This is a genomic window from Streptomyces sp. NBC_00038, from assembly GCF_026343635.1.
Classification (GTDB): domain Bacteria; phylum Actinomycetota; class Actinomycetes; order Streptomycetales; family Streptomycetaceae; genus Streptomyces.
The window spans coordinates 8,332,353-8,350,415 of the sequence record NZ_JAPELQ010000001.1 but is presented as its reverse complement, the minus strand read 5'-3'; the positions used below and the strand labels follow the sequence as shown (position 1 = coordinate 8,350,415).

16 protein-coding genes are annotated in these 18,063 nt (G+C 70.9%); 5 read left to right on the top strand and 11 right to left on the bottom strand.

Annotated elements, in window-relative coordinates; all coding sequences use genetic code 11:
* Positions 1–29: 29 nt before the first annotated feature.
* Complete coding sequence (locus OG219_RS37580) at positions 30–860, bottom strand: GntR family transcriptional regulator (protein WP_266834232.1); 831 nt, start codon at positions 858–860, stop codon at positions 30–32.
* Positions 861–1,017: 157 nt separating this feature from the next.
* Here OG219_RS37580 and OG219_RS37575 point away from each other — a divergent pair, with 157 nt between their 5' ends.
* Positions 1,018–1,896: a (2Fe-2S)-binding protein gene (locus tag OG219_RS37575; RefSeq protein WP_266834230.1), complete on the top strand. Its 879-nt coding sequence runs from the start codon at positions 1,018–1,020 to the stop codon at positions 1,894–1,896.
* Between the two features lie 314 nt (positions 1,897–2,210).
* Positions 2,211–3,266 (top strand): DUF2637 domain-containing protein, encoded by a 1,056-nt coding sequence (locus OG219_RS37570; RefSeq protein WP_266834228.1) that lies wholly within the window; start codon positions 2,211–2,213, stop codon positions 3,264–3,266.
* Between the two features lie 111 nt (positions 3,267–3,377).
* On the opposite strand, the gene OG219_RS37565 is transcribed toward OG219_RS37570, so the two are convergent.
* From OG219_RS37565 to OG219_RS37555, 3 genes are all read right to left on the bottom strand, one after another.
* Positions 3,378–3,827: an ATP-binding protein gene (locus OG219_RS37565; RefSeq protein ID WP_266834226.1), complete on the bottom strand. Its 450-nt coding sequence runs from the start codon at positions 3,825–3,827 to the stop codon at positions 3,378–3,380.
* Between the two features lie 648 nt (positions 3,828–4,475).
* Positions 4,476–6,218, bottom strand: a complete 1,743-nt coding sequence (locus OG219_RS37560; protein ID WP_266834224.1) for a pyruvate dehydrogenase — start codon at positions 6,216–6,218, stop codon at positions 4,476–4,478.
* Positions 6,219–6,282: 64 nt separating this feature from the next.
* Positions 6,283–7,941 (bottom strand): protein phosphatase 2C domain-containing protein, encoded by a 1,659-nt coding sequence (locus OG219_RS37555; protein ID WP_266834222.1) that lies wholly within the window; start codon positions 7,939–7,941, stop codon positions 6,283–6,285.
* A 507-nt stretch (positions 7,942–8,448) separates the two neighbouring features.
* Here OG219_RS37555 and OG219_RS37550 point away from each other — a divergent pair.
* Complete coding sequence (locus OG219_RS37550) at positions 8,449–9,429, top strand: LuxR family transcriptional regulator (RefSeq protein WP_266834220.1); 981 nt, start codon at positions 8,449–8,451, stop codon at positions 9,427–9,429.
* Between the two features lie 36 nt (positions 9,430–9,465).
* A complete protein-coding gene (locus OG219_RS37545) occupies positions 9,466–9,948 on the top strand; it encodes a DUF456 domain-containing protein (RefSeq protein ID WP_266834218.1) in 483 nt (160 codons plus the stop codon).
* 18 nt (positions 9,949–9,966) lie between these two features.
* On the opposite strand, the gene OG219_RS37540 is transcribed toward OG219_RS37545, so the two are convergent.
* On the bottom strand, positions 9,967–11,217 hold the full coding sequence (locus OG219_RS37540; protein ID WP_266834216.1) for an SGNH/GDSL hydrolase family protein: 1,251 nt from the start codon (positions 11,215–11,217) through the stop codon (positions 9,967–9,969).
* A gap of 151 nt (positions 11,218–11,368) precedes the next feature.
* Between OG219_RS37540 and OG219_RS37535 the strand changes: the two genes are divergently transcribed.
* Entirely contained in the window at positions 11,369–11,737 is a 369-nt protein-coding gene (locus OG219_RS37535; protein ID WP_266834214.1) for a PPOX class F420-dependent oxidoreductase, read from the top strand.
* A gap of 234 nt (positions 11,738–11,971) precedes the next feature.
* Here OG219_RS37535 and rsgA read toward each other — a convergent pair whose 3' ends face one another.
* The 6 genes from rsgA to OG219_RS37505 all read right to left on the bottom strand — a co-directional run bounded on the left by rsgA (position 11,972) and on the right by OG219_RS37505 (position 18,025).
* Positions 11,972–13,063, bottom strand: a complete 1,092-nt coding sequence (gene rsgA, locus OG219_RS37530; RefSeq protein ID WP_266834212.1) for a ribosome small subunit-dependent GTPase A — start codon at positions 13,061–13,063, stop codon at positions 11,972–11,974.
* Between the two features lie 400 nt (positions 13,064–13,463).
* Positions 13,464–14,129: an isochorismatase family protein gene (locus OG219_RS37525; RefSeq protein WP_266834211.1), complete on the bottom strand. Its 666-nt coding sequence runs from the start codon at positions 14,127–14,129 to the stop codon at positions 13,464–13,466.
* Positions 14,126–15,673, bottom strand: coding sequence for an MFS transporter (locus tag OG219_RS37520; RefSeq protein WP_266834210.1), 1,548 nt, complete (start codon positions 15,671–15,673; stop codon positions 14,126–14,128). Before OG219_RS37520 ends, OG219_RS37525 begins: the two co-directional genes overlap by 4 nt.
* Complete coding sequence (locus OG219_RS37515) at positions 15,673–15,804, bottom strand: hypothetical protein (protein ID WP_266834208.1); 132 nt, start codon at positions 15,802–15,804, stop codon at positions 15,673–15,675. Before OG219_RS37515 ends, OG219_RS37520 begins: the two co-directional genes overlap by 1 nt.
* Positions 15,801–16,874, bottom strand: a complete 1,074-nt coding sequence (gene rutA, locus OG219_RS37510; RefSeq protein WP_266834206.1) for a pyrimidine utilization protein A — start codon at positions 16,872–16,874, stop codon at positions 15,801–15,803. Before rutA ends, OG219_RS37515 begins: the two co-directional genes overlap by 4 nt.
* A gap of 131 nt (positions 16,875–17,005) precedes the next feature.
* Entirely contained in the window at positions 17,006–18,025 is a 1,020-nt protein-coding gene (locus OG219_RS37505; protein WP_266834204.1) for a LacI family DNA-binding transcriptional regulator, read from the bottom strand.
* Between the last annotated feature and the right edge of the window lie 38 nt (positions 18,026–18,063).

The window sequence follows — 18,063 nt, the reverse complement described above, 5'->3', positions numbered from 1 at the left end:
GCCGCGAGGGGGACGCCCGCCGAGGGCGGCTACGCGCCCGCGAAGTGCTCCCGTACCAGCGACTGCACGACCGGCAGGTCCTGGGCGGCCAGCGCATCCAGGAGTGCGGTGTGTTCGGCGGCGTCGGCGACGAGGTCGGCGCGGCCGCGGGTGGCTGGGGCGCCGACCAGGGGCCACTGGGCGCGGCGGTGCAGGTCGTCGGCGAACCGCACCAGCTGGCTGTTGCCGGCGAGGGCGAGGACGGCGCGGTGGAAGGCGCGGTCGGACTCGGCGTACGTCGCCCGGCAGCCCAGCGCCGCGGCCCGTACCGTCGCGTCGGCGAGCGGGCGCAGCTCGGCCCAGCGCGCGGCGGGCACCGTGCGGGCCAGCCGCAGCATCACCGGGACCTCGATCAGCGCGCGGATCTCGGCGAGTTCGGCCAGCTCACGTGTGCCGCGCTCGACGACCCGGAACCCGCGGTTGGGTACGACCTCGACGGCACCTTCGAGCGCGAGCTGCTGCATCGCCTCCCGTACCGGCGTCGCCGACACCCCGAAACGCTCACCGAGCACGGGCGCCGAATAGACCTCCCCGGGCGCGAGCTCACCCGCCACGAGCGCGGCGCGCAGGGCGTCGAGGATCTGCCCGCGTACGGAGGCACGCTGTACGACGGGACGCGCGCCCTCGGCGCGGGGGCGCGGGATGGGCGCCTCACTGTGCGTGTGCTCACCGCGGACACCGGCGCCTCCCGGGGCGGCATGCCTCTCCCGGTCCACGCCAGCGGCCTGCGGCTGCGCGGGCACCCGGACGGCCTCCGTACGGATGTCCGGGGTTCCCGCCCCTGCGGAGCCGTGCGCGCTGCGCGGACCGGCCTGCTCCACGGGAACCTCCTCCGGGCTTGTCGGTACTTGGGGGTCAATGCGGCGGTTGTTACTCGTCCGTCAAGCACCATAGGCCCAGTCGCTGTCAGTTCAAACATCGATCGCGCAGGGTAAGGTAAGCCTAACCTTTCAACGATCGTGAAGCGATGGTCACCGTATGCGCGCTCCCGCCCCGACCGCAGGCGCCCCGGCCCGTGCCGACGCGCGTCCGGCCCGTTCGGCGGTCGCGGACGCGTACGCCCGGCTGACCGAGGTCTACCCCGGGCTGAGCGTGACAGAACTCGGACAGCGGGAAGCGGCCCCGCAGAGCGACGGCTGGGTCGGCGCCGCCGGGCTCGCGGAGGGCGGGGCCGACCTCGACACGTTCCTGGCCTGGGATGACGCCCAGGTGATCCGGGACTACGGGCAGCGGGCGCGACCCGACGTGGTGGCCAGCTTCGGGCTGCACCGCTACGCCTGGCCCGCCTGCCTGCTGATCACCGTGCCGTGGTTCCTGGAGCGCCGGGTGCCCCGCCTCCCTGTGGAGCAGGTCACATTCCAGCGCGCCCTCGGCCGCATGGCGGTGCGGACCGGTAAATTCGCCTGCCTGCCGGACGACCCCGCGGCCGGCCTGCCCGGCGCCCGCGTCGTGCCCGACGAGGAGGCCCTGCGGGCCGAGGTGCGGTCCGCCGTGGCCGAGCACCTGGAACCGGTCCTCGGCGGTTTCGGCCCGCGCATGCGGCGGCGCGGCCGGGCCCTGTGGGGCATGGCGACCGACGAGATCGTCGAGGGCCTCTGGTACGTCGCCCACCTCCTCGGCGAGGAGCGGCGCGCGATGAGCGAGCTGGAACTGCTACTGCCGGGGACGACCCGGCCGTACGCGGGTTCCGCCGCGTTCCGCGAACTGACAGGCCCGAACGGGGAGTCCCTGCCCACCCGCGACCGGGTGAGCTGCTGCCTCTTCTACACACTGCGCCCCGAGGACACCTGCGCCACCTGCCCGCGCACCTGCGACGCCGACCGCGTCGCCAAGTTGACGGCCGCCGCCGCCAGTTGAGGCACTCCCGGGTCGAGCCGACCCCGCGCATGCCCTAAGATCAACTCCCGCCGGACTCCCCACGGTGACGTCCGCGGATTACAGGCGCTTCACAATTTCCTCACTTGTCGCAGGAACTTTCCGTTGAACCACCCGTACGGGTAGTGTTAATCGCACTCAACTCCCGTCCCTCGCGCGGCAGTTCGAGCAGAATGTCGCCTTGCGCATCCCCTTGCACTCCCTTGGCGGCCTCTTGCCCCGAAAACCCCTGAGGGCCGATGGGATTGGGCCACTATGACGGGCGTTACGCCCTATCCCAATGCAAGGGACCCCAGATGAGACTGACCGACATATCGCTGAACTGGCTGCTTCCGGGCGCCGTTTTGCTCCTGGGCCTGCTGGCGGCGGTGGCGGTGCTCGCGCGCGGCAAGCAGTCCGGGGAGAAAGCGGCGAGCACGGAAGACACGTGGGAGCGCAGCGAGGAGCGCCGCAGGCGCAAGGAAGCCCTCTACGGCACCGCCTCCTACATGCTGCTCTTCATCTGCGCCGCGGTCGCGGCCGCGCTCTCCTTCAAGGGACTGGTCGGCTTCGGCGAGGAGAACCTCGGCCTCTCCGGCGGCTGGGAGTACCTGGTCCCGTTCGGCCTGGACGGCGCGGCCATGTTCTGCTCCGTGCTCGCGGTGCGCGAGGCCAGCCACGGTGACGCGGCGCTCGGCTCCCGGATACTCGTATGGACGTTCGCCGGTGCCGCCGCCTGGTTCAACTGGATGCACGCGCCCCGGGGCCTTTCCCACGAGGGCGCCCCGCAGTTCTTCGCAGGCATGTCCCTGTCGGCCGCGGTGCTGTTCGACCGCGCGCTGAAGCAGACCCGTCGTGCCGCGCTCCGTGAGCAGGGCCTCGTCCCGCGTCCGCTGCCGCAGATCCGGATCGTCCGCTGGCTGCGCGCGCCCCGCGAGACGTACAGCGCCTGGTCGTTGATGCTGCTCGAGAACGTCCGCACCCTCGACGAGGCCGTGGACGAAGTGCGCGAGGACAAGCGCCAGAAGGAGCAGACGCGACTGCGCCGCCGCAACGAGGAGCGCGTCGAGCGTGCGCACCTCAAGGCGCTCAGCCGTGGCCACAAGGCTCTGCCGCCTGGCCCCGGTGGTGGCGGCGGCGGACGGGAACTCGAGTCGGCGACCGTCGAGCGGACCTCCGCCCAGGCCTCCGCGGAGCCTGCCATATCGGCCCCGGAGCAGCTGCCCGTCCGCTCGCGGCCCTCCCTTCAGCCCGTCCGCAAGAGCGCTGAGCCGTTCACCGTCGACCTCACGGCGGAGGACGACACGATGGCCCTGCCGCGACTCGACTCCCTGGAGCGCAAGCTCAAGGATCTCGAGCAGCAGTTCGGCTAGGACGTAGGGCCGGAGTTACCGGCCGGAGTTATTGGCCAGAACTACCGACCTGCACTACCGGCCGGAACCTTCGGCCAGGACTGAGAACACTGGGACGGCGGCGCGGTTGCCCTACACCGCGCCGCCGTCCAGTTCGAACCACACCGCCTTGCCCACGCCATGCGTCCGCACACCCCACGAGTCCGCGAGGGACTGGACGAGAACGAGCCCTCTGCCATGCGTACCGTCGTCGGCGTTCGGTACCCGCAGCATGGGCCTGCGTCCCACGAAGTCCCTTACCTCCACGCGGAGTCCGCGGGGCCCGACGGTGGCCGTCAGGACCGCGTCGTGGTCGGTGTGGATGAGTGCGTTGGTGACCAGCTCGCTGGTCAGCAGCTCTGCTATCTCCGACCTACCCGGCCTCCCCCAGTGCCGTAACAGTTCCCTCAGCGCCTTCCGGACCTCGGGCACCGCCCGCAGATCCGCCCTGCCCAGCCTGCGCCTGAGCTGCGCACCGCCCGGCTCCGTCGCGCTGTCGGCCGCTTCTCCCACCGCTTTCCCGGAGGAGGCTCCGATGGCCATCGGACCACCTCCTCGTGCCTGCCTCTTCATGACCCCCGCCTGCGCGCCGATGTCGGTTCCTTCCCGCTCGAACACGTTCACGGGGATCCATGCCCGCTCCGCAACGCGACAGTCATGTCGAATTGTCAACGACCGTTCGTACGGGGCCGCATGCCCGGCTCCCCTGCCGGGAAGGACACTCTGGTGGAGTCGGCGCGTCTGCAGTTCGGGCCACCGCTCAGCCCTGTGTACCCACAGGCCTGCGAGCCGACATCCGTGGGACGCACCGACCGATGACGATCGGCCCAACTACCGATCCACCACTGCCGATCCAGCCGTATTCAACCCGTCCGGCATGAGAGGTCGAGGCAGTGCCATCCCGATCCTGCACCCACTTGTAGGGGCTGCGCTATCCGGCCCGGGGGCGCGGGCTTTTTTCGCCCCCTCCGCCCCTTCCCGTCCCGTTCCTGGGGGCTGCCGCCCCCAGACCCCCGCTATCGGCCTGGACGGCCTCGTCCTCAAACGCCGGACGGGCTAGAGGGGGTTAGCCCCTCCGGCGTTTGAGGAGCGGGGTCTGGGGCGGAGCCCCAGGAACGGGACGGGTAGGGGCGGAGGGGGCGAAAACCCTTCAGGCCCGCACCCTGGCCCCAGGGCCGAGAGCCGACGCGTCTAAGGACGAGGCACGTTGCGCAAGTTGGAGCGGGCCATCTGAACCATCCGCCCCACTCCCCCGTCCAGCACGATCTTCGACGCCGACAGCGCGAACCCGGTCACCATCTCCGCACTGATCTTCGGCGGGATGGACAGAGCGTTGGGATCGGTGACGATGTCGACAAGGGCGGGCCCCTTGTGCTTGAAGGCGTCCTTGAGGGCGCCGGCAAGCTGCCGGGGCTTCTCGACACGGACACCGTAGGCCCCGCACGCACGGGCCACGGCCGCGAAGTCGGGGTTCTTGTTCGTGGTCCCGTACGAGGGCAGCCCCGCCACCAGCATCTCCAACTCGACCATGCCCAGGGAGGAGTTGTTGAAGAGGACGACCTTCACCGGCAGGTCGTACTGGACGAGGGTGAGGAAGTCGCCCATCAGCATGGAGAACCCACCGTCCCCCGACATCGAGACGACCTGCCGCTCCCGGTCGGTGAACTGGGCGCCGATGGCCATGGGCAGCGCGTTCGCCATCGAGCCGTGCGAGAACGAACCGATCACCCGGCGCCGGCCGTTGGGCGAGATGTAGCGGGCCGCCCACACATTGCACATCCCGGTGTCGACCGTGAACACCGCGTCCTCGTCGGCGAGTTCGTCGACGAGGGAGGCCACGTACTCGGGGTGGATCGGAACGTGCTTCTCCACCTTCCGCGTGTACGCCTTGATGACTCCTTCGAGCGCGTCGGCGTGCTTCTTCAGCATCTTGTCGAGGAAGCGCCGGTTCTCCTTGGGCCGCACCCGCGGGGTGAGACAGCGCAGGGTCTCCTTCACATCGCCCCACACGGCGAGTTCGAGCTTGGAGCGGCGGCCAAGGCGCTCGGGTCGCACGTCGACCTGGGCGATCTTGACGTCGTCGGGGAGGAAGGCGTTGTACGGGAAGTCGGTGCCGAGCAGGATGAGGAGATCGCACTCGTGAGTTGCCTCGTAGGCGGCGCCATAACCCAGCAGGCCGCTCATGCCGACGTCGTACGGGTTGTCGTACTGGATCCATTCCTTGCCCCGCAGCGCGTGCCCGACCGGGGACTTGATCTTCTCCGCGAACTCCATGACCTCGGCGTGCGCGCCCGCCGTGCCGCTGCCGCAGAAAAGGGTGACCTTGTCGGCCTCGTCGATCATCGCGACGAGCTTGTCGATCTCGGTGTCACCGGGGCGGACGCTGGGCCGGGAGGTGACGAGGGCGGTCTCCAGGGCCTTGTCGGGGGCGGGCTCGGAGGCGATGTCGCCGGGGAGTGAGACGACGCTGACGCCGGACTGGCCCACCGCGTGCTGGATGGCGGTCTGGAGCAGCCTCGGCATCTGCTTCGGGTTGGAGATCATCTCGTTGTAGTGGCTGCACTCGTTGAACAGCCGCTCGGGGTGCGTCTCCTGGAAGTAGCCGAGGCCGATCTCGCTGGAGGGGATGTGGGAGGCGAGGGCGAGGACCGGGGCCATGGAGCGGTGGGCGTCGTACAGGCCGTTGATCAGGTGCAGGTTCCCGGGGCCGCAGGAACCGGCGCAGGCGGCGAGCTTGCCGGTGACCTGGGCCTCGGCGCCCGCGGCGAACGCGGCGGTCTCCTCGTGCCGGACGTGGATCCAGTCGATGGCGGAGTTGCGCCGGATCGCGTCCACGACCGGGTTGAGGCTGTCGCCGACGACTCCGTACATCCGCTTCACCCCCGCGCGGACGAGGATGTCGACAAACTGTTCGGCGACGTTCTGCTTGGCCATGACTTCCCGTGCCCTTCGGTATCCGGAGATCCCTCTGGGTTCCATGAATTCACAGGGCCAAGCGTTACGCCTCCCAAACGGCGGCGGCTGTTCGATCGTCGGCGTAACCCTTGACCCGTACTTGGGTGTCCGCGAAGAACGCGGCGAGTCCGGGCGGTTCCGCCGCCGACCATCGCGCTGTCAGATGCTCCGCGAGCTCGGGTTCGCCGCGCAGGGGCTCCGCCAGGCCGCCGGTGCACAGCAGGAGCGTGTCACCCGGGCGGGCGACGGAGGCACGGAAGCGGAACGGGGCGCGGGGCGGTTCGGCGATCGCCTCGTACGGGCTCGGGGGTGTCGTGATCCCCAGGTCCATGGTGAGCCGGTCGCCCTCCGGGGTCTCGTGCGGCGGTGACCCGAAGCCGACCACGGCCTCCCCGGTGGCGTCGGCGACCCGCGGCTCGATGTCCTGCCACTCGCCGTCCCGCAACCGGAACAGGCCTCCGGCCCCGACGCCGAAGAACACGCGCGTACGGCACTCGGGATCGGCCGGCAGCAGCAGGCACCGCAGGCTCGCGGTGTACTCCTCGGGTTCGATGCCCTGCTCGGCCGCGCTCGCCCGCAGTTTGCCGAGGCTGCGGTCGGTGAGCCGGTGCAGCCCCGACTTCAGGTCCCCGCGCCGGGCGGCCCGGATGTCCTCGGCCAGCCGCACGTGGCTGCGCCCCACGGCCCGCCCGATCCACTGGCATGCCTCGGCCGCGGCCAGGTGCGCGCCGGGCGTGGCCCGGGCCCCGGTCGCCATCGCGACGAGCACGAGCGCCTGCTCGCCCGTCCCGAACCGGGCGGTGAGCAGCGAATCCCGGCGCGGTTCGCCCCGGTAGCGCGCGGAGTCCCCGCGCACGGAGGCGGCCCGCAGCGTGCTGGTCCCGTAGCGCGCGCCGTCCAGCACGGTGTCGGCGACCAGGTCGTCGAGCTCGTCCGGGTCGGCGGGCGGGAGGGCGGTGGGTTCGGCGTCGTAGGTGGGCGGGCCCGAGCCTACGTAGTCGACGGTGGGGGGCTGGTACGGCACGGAGAGCGTGGGTGCGTGGTCCTGGAGGGCGAGGGGTGGCGGGGCGTCCTCCGGCGCGGGGGCCTCCGGCACCGGAGCCTGCGAGGCGGGAGCGTGCGAGGCGGGAGCGTGCGAGGCGGGAGCGGCCGCGGCCGGCGACTCCGTGGACGTACGGCTCGGGGGCTGCTGCGGGCGGAATCCCGGCGGGGTCGGACCCGGCGGGAAGATGGCGGGAACGGACGGGTCGGCGGGCGGGCCTGTGGGCAGAGGGGCGGGTGGGGCATCCCAGGGGGCGGGGCTCTGCCTGAGACCGAGACCGGGATCGGGGCCGGGACCGGAGCCGGAGCCGGGGCTCTGGCCGGGGGCGTCTCCGCGCTCCCAGCGCGCGGGACGCTGCTCAGGTACGGCCGGAGGCCGCGCCGGATGAGGCGGGACGTCGAACTCGGGCTTCCGCTCCGCATGAGGCGGGACATCGAGCTCGGGCGTCCGCTCCGGACGAGAGGGTACGTCGAGTTCCGGCTTCCCCTCCGGTCGCGGAACGGGCGCGGGCTCAACGCCCACCGTCCCCACGGCCGACGCGAACCGGTCGTCGAGGGAATCGGCCACGGCCGCGGGGCCCGTGTCCTCGGTGGAGTCGTCGTACAACTGCCCCCACCAGTCGTCCTCATGACCGGTGGGCTTCTCCCCCTGCTGGCTCATGCCCCTAATTGTCCACCGCGGGAGCCGGATGAAAACGGGGCATCCGGAAAAACCGGCCATGGGACTGGCCGTCGAACGGCGTGTCGGGTGAACCATCGAACGGCGATGCGAAACAGACGCCCTGGATAAGGCCGTTGCGGCGAAACCGCCGGGCGGTCCCACCCCCCACGGGAGAACCGCCCGGCGGCGCCGGAGTGACCGGGACCCAGTACACGTCATAGGTCCGGGTCACAGTCTGTGTGACCGAATTGTCGTCGCTGTCGGTCAGTTCGGCCCCGAGTGTGACCTGACTTCCTGAAGCTCCGCTGTGATTCACAGCCGCGCTCGGCCCGCTCGCGATGACCAAGCAGGGCATTACGGACGGTGTGTGAAGCCGCGGTGGCGTGAGCTTGTCAGATGGGCGGGTGGTGCGGTGATGATGTGCGAGGCGGGTTTACGCCGTGGCTGTTTTCCGCCACTGCTACCGCCGACCTGCAGAAACCGATCCTTGGGGAGGGGCATCGCCGCATGCTGGGAGCGATAGGTCTGGACGAGACGCACGAGTCGGCGTACCGGGCGCTGGTGTCCGTGGGCGCCGCCGACGTGCCCGATCTCGCGCGGCGGCTCACGCTCGGCGAGTACGACACGGAGCGCGCCCTGCGCCGCCTTGAACGGCACGGACTCGCGGCCCAGTCGTCGGCGCGCCCGGGGCGCTGGGTCGCCGCACCGCCCGGTGTGGCCCTCGGCGCGCTGCTCACCCAGCAGCGGCACGAGCTGGAGAAGGCGGAGCTGGCGGCCGCGCTGCTCGCCGAGGAGTACCGCGGGCAGGCCGCCGAGCCCGCCGTCCACGACCTGGTCGAGGTGGTGATCGGCTCGGCGGCGGTCTCGCAGCGGTTCCTACAGCTCCAGCTGGGCGCGGCCGAGGAGGTGTGCGCGCTGGTCACCGACAACCCGCTGGCCGTGTCCGGGATGGACAACGACGCGGAGGAGCAGGCCGTGGACCGGGGCGTCCGCTACCGCGTGGTCATCGAGCGGGCGGTCCTCGACATGCCGAACGGGATCACCGAGCTGTCCGCCGCGCTCGGCCGGGACGAGCAGGTGCGGGTCGTGGACAAGGTGCCGACCAAGCTGGTGATCGCCGACCGGACGCTCGCGATGGTGCCGCTCAGCTCTCGCACCGCGGAGCCCGCCGCGCTGGTCGTCCACGAGAGCGGGCTGCTCGAGCTGCTCTCCGGGCTGTTCGAGTCGGTGTGGCGGGACGCGCTGCCGCTGCGGCTCAGCGGCGCGGGTGTCGCGGAGCAGGAGGCGGACGGCCCGGACGGCACCGATCTGGAGATCCTTTCGCTGCTCCTTGCCGGGCTGACCGACGCGAGCGTCGCCAAGCAGCTCGATCTGGGGCTGCGGACCGTGCAGCGCCGGGTGAAGCGGCTGATGGAGCTGACGGGCGTGACGACCCGGCTCCAGCTGGGCTGGCACGCGTACGCGAAGGGCTGGGTGGCCCGGGACTGACCTGCGGTTTCCCGCCCGCTCAGTCAGGCTGGGCAGATGGGAGCGTGGGAACTCCTGCTGGTCGGCGTGGTGATTCTGCTCGGCCTTGCCGGAGTACTGGTGCCCGGCGCACCGGGGTCGTGGCTCGTATGGGCCGCGGTCCTGTGGTGGGCGCTGGAGGACACCCGGGCGATCGCCTGGGCCGTGCTCGTGGGCGCGACCGTGGTCCTGCTGCTGTCCCAGGCGGTCCGGTGGATGCTGCCGCCCAGACGCCTGCGAGCGAGCGGAGCGACCCCTCGAATGGCGGTATACGCCGGGTCCGGGGCACTACTCGGCTTCTTTTTGGTGCCGGTGGCCGGCGCGATACCCGGTTTCCTCGGCGGGATCTACGTCTCCGAGCGGCTGCGCCTCGGCGGGCACGGGCGGGCCGTGGCGTCATTGCGGACGGCGATGCGCGCGGGCGGGTGGAGTGTGCTGACGGAGCTGTTCGCGTGCTTGCTGATCATGGGGGCGTGGCTGGGGGCGGTGATCTGGGGCTGATGGCACCTGGCCCTCCGCTCAAGGAGTCCAGGGTGTCAGCCCGGCCAGGTCGATCCTGTCGGCCATCGCCTTCATGCCGGCGTCGTTGAAGTGCAGGTGGTCGCCGGGATCGTAGGCCGGGAGGATGCGGCTCGGGCGGGCCGGGTCGCGGACGACGGAGTCGAAGTCCACGACCGCGTCGAAGAGACCGCGCGTGCGGATCACGGCGTTGACCTTCTGGCGTACGGCCTCACGGGCCGGGGTGTAGGCGCCGTGGCCGCCGTACGGGGTGAGCGTCGCCCCGATGACGCGGATCCCGCGGGCGTGTGCGCGGCTCACGATGCGGCGGTACGCGTCCTCGAAGGCGGCGGTTCGCGTCTGCTCCGGGGTGCCCTTGAGGTCGTTGATGCCCTCCATGACGATCACCACCCGCACGCCGGTGCGGGACAGGACGTCGGCGTCGAAGCGGGCCAGGGCGCTGGGCCCGCGGCCCTCCAGGAGGAGGCGGTTTCCGGAGACGCCCGCGTTGAGGACGCCGAGCCGGCGGTTCGACGGGAGGGCCTTCAGGCGGTCGGCGAGCCGGTCGGGCCAGCGGTGGTTGGCGCTGAACGCCGAGCCAGTGCCGTCGGTGATGGAGTCGCCGAGCGCGACCACGCTGCCCGTGGCGGAGGTGCCGAGTACGTCGACGCCGGTCACGTAGTACCAGTTGCCGATGGCGGAGGTGTACCCGGTGCCGCTCTCCTCGGCGGTCCGATTGCCCTTGGGAGCAACGAAGTTGGCCTGGATGGCGGAGCGGTGGTAGGTCGCCGGGCCCGAGTCGGCGGGGGTGTGCACCGAGACCAGGAGGTTGGCGTCTGCGGGGATCGGGAGGTACACGGGGTCGGTCACGAGGTCCTTGCCCGCCGGGATCGTCACCGTCCTGGCGCCCCCGAACGTGGCGGTGCGCATCGAACCCGCGACGGCCTTCGGGCTTCTCGGCGCGCCCGGTTCCTGCAACGCGAGGGTGACGGCGCCGAGTTGGAGCGGCCGCGTGCCGAGCCGGTTGGAGATCCGGATACGGGCGGCGCTGCCGCCGACGCTGGTGTGCACGACGTTGCGGATCGAGGCGCCGGGCAGTGCGGGGGTGGTGCCGGAGGCGGCGCCTTCCCAGGTTCCGGTCCATGTGGGGTTCGGGGGGAGGGCGAAGGGGCCGAGGGCGGGTGCCGCGTCGGCTCTCGCGGACGGTGGGGCGAGAGCCAGGGTTGTCACCAGGACCGCGAGGACGTGCCGGACCTTGATCGCGCGGGTCATGCGCCCAACGATTCCCGAGTCGTCGGCCCCGCCAACGCACTCTCGCCCCATTGCACGCCATTGGGCGCACGCCCGTACACCCGTACTACGTCGCCGGGCCTAGACCCATGATCCGATGCGATCCGGCGCACCCGCGTGTTTGGCTGCCTGCATGACCGAATTCAGCGAGGCCGAGCGTGCGTATCTCAAGTCGCAGCGGCTGGGGCGGCTGGCCACCGTCGATGCCCACGGGCAGCCGCAGGCGAATCCCGTCGGCTTCTTCCCGCAGGACGACGGGACGATTCTGATCGGCGGCTACGCGATGGGGTCCACCAAGAAGTGGCGCAACCTGCAGAAGAACCCGAAGGTCGCGCTCGTCGTCGACGACATCGTCAGCCTCCACCCGTGGAAGGTGAGAGGCGTCGACATCCGGGGCGATGCCGAACTCCTCACCGGGCCGCACGAGTTGGGGCCACATTTCAGTGAGGAGCTGATCCGTGTGCATCCTCGGCGGATTCATAGTTGGGGGCTGGAGGGCTGAGGGGAGGGTGGGGGCGGGTGGAGGGTTTTTTCGCCCCCTCCGCCCCTACCCGTCCCTTGCCCCTGGGGCTCCGCCCCAGACCCCGCTCCTCAAACGCCGGAGGGCTGAAATTCTTCAGCCCGTCCGGCGTTTGAGGACGAGCGCGTCAGCGCGATGCGGGGGTCTGGGGGCGGCAGCCCCCAGGTACGGGTCGGGTAGGGGCGGAGGGGGCGAAAAACCCTGTACCCCTGCCGGCTACCACCGCCCCCGCTTCGCCTCCATCGCCGCCCGCCCCTCCGCCCCCTTCCGCTTCCAGTCCTTGCGGATTTCGGATCGGAGGCGGGCGTCCGTCTTCGCGACGATGCGCTGGTTCTCCCGGAGGAGTTTGCGGTAGCTGTCGAGGCGGCGTTCGGGGAGGGTGCCGGAGTCGAGCGCGGCCAGGACGGCGCAGCCGGGTTCGGCCACGTGGGCGCAGTCGTGGAAGCGGCAGTGCTTGGCGAGTTCCTCGATCTCGGCGAAGACCTGGCCGACGCCGGTTTCGGCGTCCCAGAGGCCGACGCCGCGCAGGCCGGGCGTGTCGATGAGGACGCCGCCGCCGGGGAGGGCGAGGAGGTTGCGGGTCGTCGTGGTGTGGCGGCCCTTGCCGTCCACGTCACGCGCGGCCTGCACCTCCATGACGTCCTCGCCGAGCAAGGCGTTGGCGAGGGTGGACTTGCCCGCGCCGGACTGTCCGAGGAGCACGGTCGTACCGCCGGAGAGGACGGCCTCCAGTACGTCGAGGCCCTCCCCGTTACTGGCGCTCACCGCCAGCACCGGCACCCCCGGCGCCGTCGTCTCCACGTCCTCCACCAGGTGCCCGAGCGTCGCCGGATCGGGCACGAGGTCGGCCTTGGTGAGGACGACCACCGGCCGCGCCCCGGACTCCCAGGCCAGCGCCAGGAAGCGTTCGACGCGGCCGAGTTCGAGTTCCACGGCGAGCGACACGGCCACGACCGCGTAGTCGACGTTGGCCGCGAGGATCTGGCCCTCGGAGCGCTTGGAGGAGGTGGAGCGTACGAAGGCCGTACGGCGGGGGAGATAGGTGCGTACGTAACGGGGGTTGCCCGCGGGTTCGACGGCGACCCAGTCACCGGTGCACACGACCCGCATCGGATCGTTCGGCGTCACGAACGCGGTGTCCGCGCGCATGACCCCGTCGGCGGTGACCACGTCGCACTGCCCGCGGTCGACCCGGATCACCCGCCCGGCCAACAGCCCCTCGGCGTCGTACGGGGCGAACTCGTCCGCCCACGCTTCATCCCAGCCGTAGGACGTCAGAGGGTGGAGAGGGAGAGAAAAGGAAGTCAAGGGAAACCCTTCGAAGGGCGGCCCCGGCACGCGCGCTCAGGCGCGGAGGTTGAGGAAGGTCAGCCGGCGGCCACAGAGGTGGACTTGATGAACTTCTGGATGCGGGCAGCGCCCATCTCAAAGACAGCCATCGGTCACACCTCCCAGCCGAACCAAGTCACCCGCGGCAACCCTCAGTCACCGCTCCGACAGAACCGACCCTAGAGGCACCCGGGCCGCGACGCCATCGAATTAGGGCGACCCAATCGGCGACAGGCGCGAGGCGGGCACGGCATCGATCGCCGGGAGCCTGTGCATTGTGCCGACATGCCAGTCACGCGTTCGCCCCGGTGTGTGGGCCGGGCAAGGCTCCGACCTTGAGCCCGTCGTGGTCCGGGCGACAGTCCCGGCCAGACTGTGGCTACTGAGCCTCGCCCCTCTCCCCGAGGTACTCCTGGACGCGCCCGATCGGCCAGACCTCGCCGATCTTGTGCTTGATGTCGAAGAGGTTCGCCGCGTGGATGCCCGGATCCCGGTCGCCCACGGCCTCCTCGACCACGATGGGAACGAATCCGTGCTGCATGGCGTCCAGAGCGGTGGCGCGGACGCAGCCGCTCGTCGAGAGGCCGCCGATGAGCAGGGTGTCGATTCCTTCGGCGGTGAGGTGAGCGGCCAGTTCGGTGCCGAAAAAGGCGCTCGGATACTGCTTCGTCACGGTCAGTTCGTCCGCCGCCGGGGCCAGCCCGTCGATGAACTCGCCGAAGGGGCTGCCCTCGGTGAAGGCCCGCAAGGTGGGCACTTTACGGAAGAAGACGCCGCCGTCGCTGCCGTCCGCCCGCAGCACCACGCGCGTGACGATCACCCGAATCCCGGCCCGGCGAGCGTCGGCCAACAGCACCCTCATCGCCTCGACCGCCGGTTCGACCCCGGCGTAGAGCGGACAGTCCGGGTCGACGTAGGCGCGGGCGGGGTCCACCAGGAGGAGCGCCGGGGAAGCGCCGGGGGTGAGCTCCCCGTCGAACCCGGCGCGCTCGTAGTCCTCCTGCTGCGACCGGCGGGAGTGCGGTGACTGCTGGGAACCGGTCATGGCAACGTCCTTCGTGTGGTGGCGGGTTCCGGACGGGTGTTGGTGACGGCTTCAGTGGTACGGGACGCCCGGAGCGACGTGGGAAACGCCAGGCAGATCACTCCCCCCGCCACGGCGATGCCCGTGAGGACGAACCCCGTGACGCGGATGTTGGCGACGAACCGGCTCAGCTCGCCCGACGCGAGCACGTTGAGCGTGTTCAGGGTCCCTTCGTACGCGGCGTGCTGGGCCGGTTCGCTCAGTCCCGCCGTCGTGCCCGCGAGTGCGAGCGCCGTACTGAGCAGATAGCCCACGTTCTGCGTGGTCGACCGCAGGCCGTTGGCCACTCCGCGGCGGTCCGTCGGCACGCTGAGCATCAGCGCGCTCGTACTGGGCGTCATGAACAGCCCGGTGCCGGCCCCGACGAGGAAGAGGAACGGGGCCACGGTCCAGAAGGGCACAGCCGTCGGCGAGAGCGTCAGCGAGAAGCCCAGCAGCCCGCACGCCGTCACCACCATGCCTGCCGTCGTCAGCGCTCGCGGAGTGAAGCGACCCAGCAGTGAACCGGCGGCCGCCGAGGTGATCAGCGTGCCGACCGCGACCGGTGTCACCAGCACCCCCGCTTCCAGGGACGTGGCCCCGCCGGCCGCCTGCTCGTGCGAGGACGCCAGCAGGACGACGGCATAGCTGCTGACCGCGTTGACGAACACGGCCGCGAGCACCAGGGCGATCGCGCGGGTACGCAGCAAGGCCACGTCGACCAGGGGGTAGGGCCGCCGTGCCTGGACGAGGACGAACACCGCGGACAGCGCGACGGTCGCGCCGCCGCAGGCCCACGGCAGCCATCCGGCGACAGTGGCCGTGGCGCCGGGGGTGAGGGTGAGAACCAGGGCGGTCAGCATCGCCATGGACAGCAGCGCGCCCAGCAGGTCGAACGGTTCGCGGTTCCCGCCGGACCGCCGGGCAGTGCTGCCTGCGCTCGGCGGAGTGCGCGGAACGACCAGCACCGACGCGACGACCGCGACCAGTCCGATCGGCACGCAGACCACGAACAGCCCACGCCAGCCGAGCAGTTCGGTCGCCGCGCCGCCGACGACGGGCCCGGCGACCTGGGCCACCGCGGCCACCGTCACGTTCCAGCCGAGTGCCCGGCCCAGGGTCCGCGCGGGGAACACGTCGGTCAGCAGGGCGGTGTTGTTGGTGATCACGGCGGCGGCGCCGACCGCCTGCACGACCCGTGCCGCGAGCAGGAACTCCGCCGACGGGGACAGCGCCGCGAGCCCGGTCGCGGCGGTGAAGACGACGAGCCCGGCGAGATAGAGCCTGCGGCGGCCGACGAGGTCGGCGATCCGGCCGAAGACGAGGATCAGCGCGGTGGTGACGAGCATGTAGCCGAGCAGGATCCAGTCGGCCTGTCCGGGGTCCGCCCCCAACTCCCGGGTGATCGTGGGCAGCGCGACGGCGAGACCGCTCATGTTGAGGAACACGGCGACCACGCCCACCGCGGTGGCGGCGAACACCCGCCGCGGATCACGGACGGCGGGCCCCCGCCCCTCTTCGGGCATCAGGCCGACCACACGTCCAGCCCACCGGGTGCCCGCTCGTGATGGCCGGTGGTGTACGAGCCGCACTTCACCGGCGCAGCAGACTCCGGTACCGGGACGACGTTCACCGAGGCGTCCACCGGGTCGTTCACCGGGGAAGCGAGCGCGATTCCATCAGCGGCTGGATGCGCGTACCGAAGTTGTCCAGGCCTTCGAGGAAGTCGTCGAAGACGAGCATGATCCCCTTGGTGCCGTCGACCCCGGCGACCTCGTCAAGCAGTTTCGCCACGGTCTCGTACGACCCGACCAGCGTGCCCATGTTGAAGTTCACCGCACCCTCGGGCAGCGCGATGGTCCGGGCGGTCGACGTGCCCTCGGAGGTCGTGTCCGTGGCCGTCTCCCCCGCCATGTACGCCAGCGCGGCATGGTCCGCGTTGTCGTGGTAGTCCTGCCACTTGGCCCGGGCGGCCTCGTCGGTCTCGTCGGCGATGACCATGAAGAGCGAGAGTGCGCCGACGTCACGGCCGGTCTTCTTCGCCTCGCCGACGAGGGTGGCCGTGGTGTCCGAGAGCGCGAGCGGGGTGTTGACTCCGCTGCCGAGGATGAAGTTGTACTGGGTGTGCTCGGCGGCGAACTTCATGCCGGTGTTGCTCTGGCCGGCGGCGACGATGTCGATGTGCCCGCTCGCCGGGCGCGGGGACAGCACGCAGTCGTCCATCTCGTAGAACTCACCCTTGAAGTTGCTGACGCCCTCGCTCCACAGCTCCTTCATCACGGTGACGTACTCGGCGGCCCGGGCGTATCGGTTGCCGAAGTGCTCGTCGCCGGGCCACAGGCCCATCTGGGAGTACTCGCCGGGTGCCCAGCCGGTGACGATGTTGATGCCGAAGCGGCCGGGGGCGATCGAGTCGATCGTCACCGCCATGCGGGCGACGATGGCGGGCTCCAGCGCGAGGATCGGTGTGGAGGCGTACAGCTTGATCCGGTCCGTCACGGCGGCCAGGCCCGCCATCAGTGTGAACGACTCCAGGTTGTGGTCCCAGAACTCGGTCTCGCCGCCGAATCCCTTGAGCTTGATCATCGAGAGTGCGAAGTCGAGCCCGTGCTCCTCCGCCTTCTGCACGATGGCCTTGTTCAGCTCGAAGCTCGGCAGGTACTGGGGCGAACTCTTCGATATGAGCCAGCCGTTGTTGCCGATGGGGATGAAGACGCCGATGTCCATGCCGCTCCTGGCTGACGGGGGGAATGAGCCTGACGGGGTGTCAACGCCCGTGTGTGATCTATGAGTTCCAGAATGACTTCGAATGTATTCGTCGATCATTACCACCCCTCTCCCGATCTGTGAACGCTGTACTACACGACGGCCACGCTGCCGCGCCGTACGAGCTCGACACCGAAGTTCCGGTGTACCGGCCCGCCGGCCGCCCCGTCGATGCGGGCGAGCAGCAGCTTCGCCGCCGTCGCGGCCATGTCCCGCAAGGGCCGGCGCACGGTGGACAGGTCGAACATCGACCAGCCGGACGCCTCCAGGTCGTTGTAGCCGATCACGGAGACGTCGCCCGGCACGTCCAGGCCGAGCCGCTGTGCCGCGTCGAGCGTGCCGTACGCCACGTAGTCGGTGATGCGAGCCGTCGGCCGCCGCGCGGCCGGTCCTGCGAGCAGCGCCCGGCCCCCCTCGAATCCGGTCGCCGGATCGATCCGGCCGCGGAACACCAGTGGCTCGGCGAGCGGCCGGCCGGCCCCGTCGAGGGCGTCCCGGAACCCTTTCTCGCGCAGCGCGACGCCGGCGTCGTCCAAGGGCCCCGAGACCAGCCCGATCCGCCGGTGACCGAGCTCCAGCAGATGCCCGGCGACCAGTCGGCCCCCGTGTTCGTTGTCCGAGGTGACCCGGTCGGCGGGGGACGCCCGGCCGGCCCCGTCGAGGTCACGGTTCAGGATGACGAGTGGGATCCGCCGGTCGACCAGCTCGGACACCATGGACGAGCCGAGCCGCGGCGAGATGTACACGACGCCGTCGACAAGGCCGCCCCGCAGGGCCCTGACGTCCCGGTCGAGCGTGTCCTCGGTACGGTCGCTGAGCAGTAGGATCCGGTACTCGTGCCGGGTGAACTCGTCCCGGAGCGTGTCGACCAGCGTGGGATGCGAGGGGTTGCGCAGATCGCGGCTGACGATCGCGATGCTCCACGACTTGCGGGTGACCAGCCTGCGGGCGGTGACGAGCGGGACGTAGCCCATCTCGGTCGCGATCGTCCGGATCCGGTCGCGTGTCTCCCGCGCGACGCGGGGATCGTCGCGCAGCGCCCGCGACACGGTCGACTGGGACACCTGTGCCCTGCGCGCCACGTCATAACTCGTCACCGGCCGCTGCACCACGGTCGGATACTAGCGCCCTACGCAGTGTCACCAAGCGG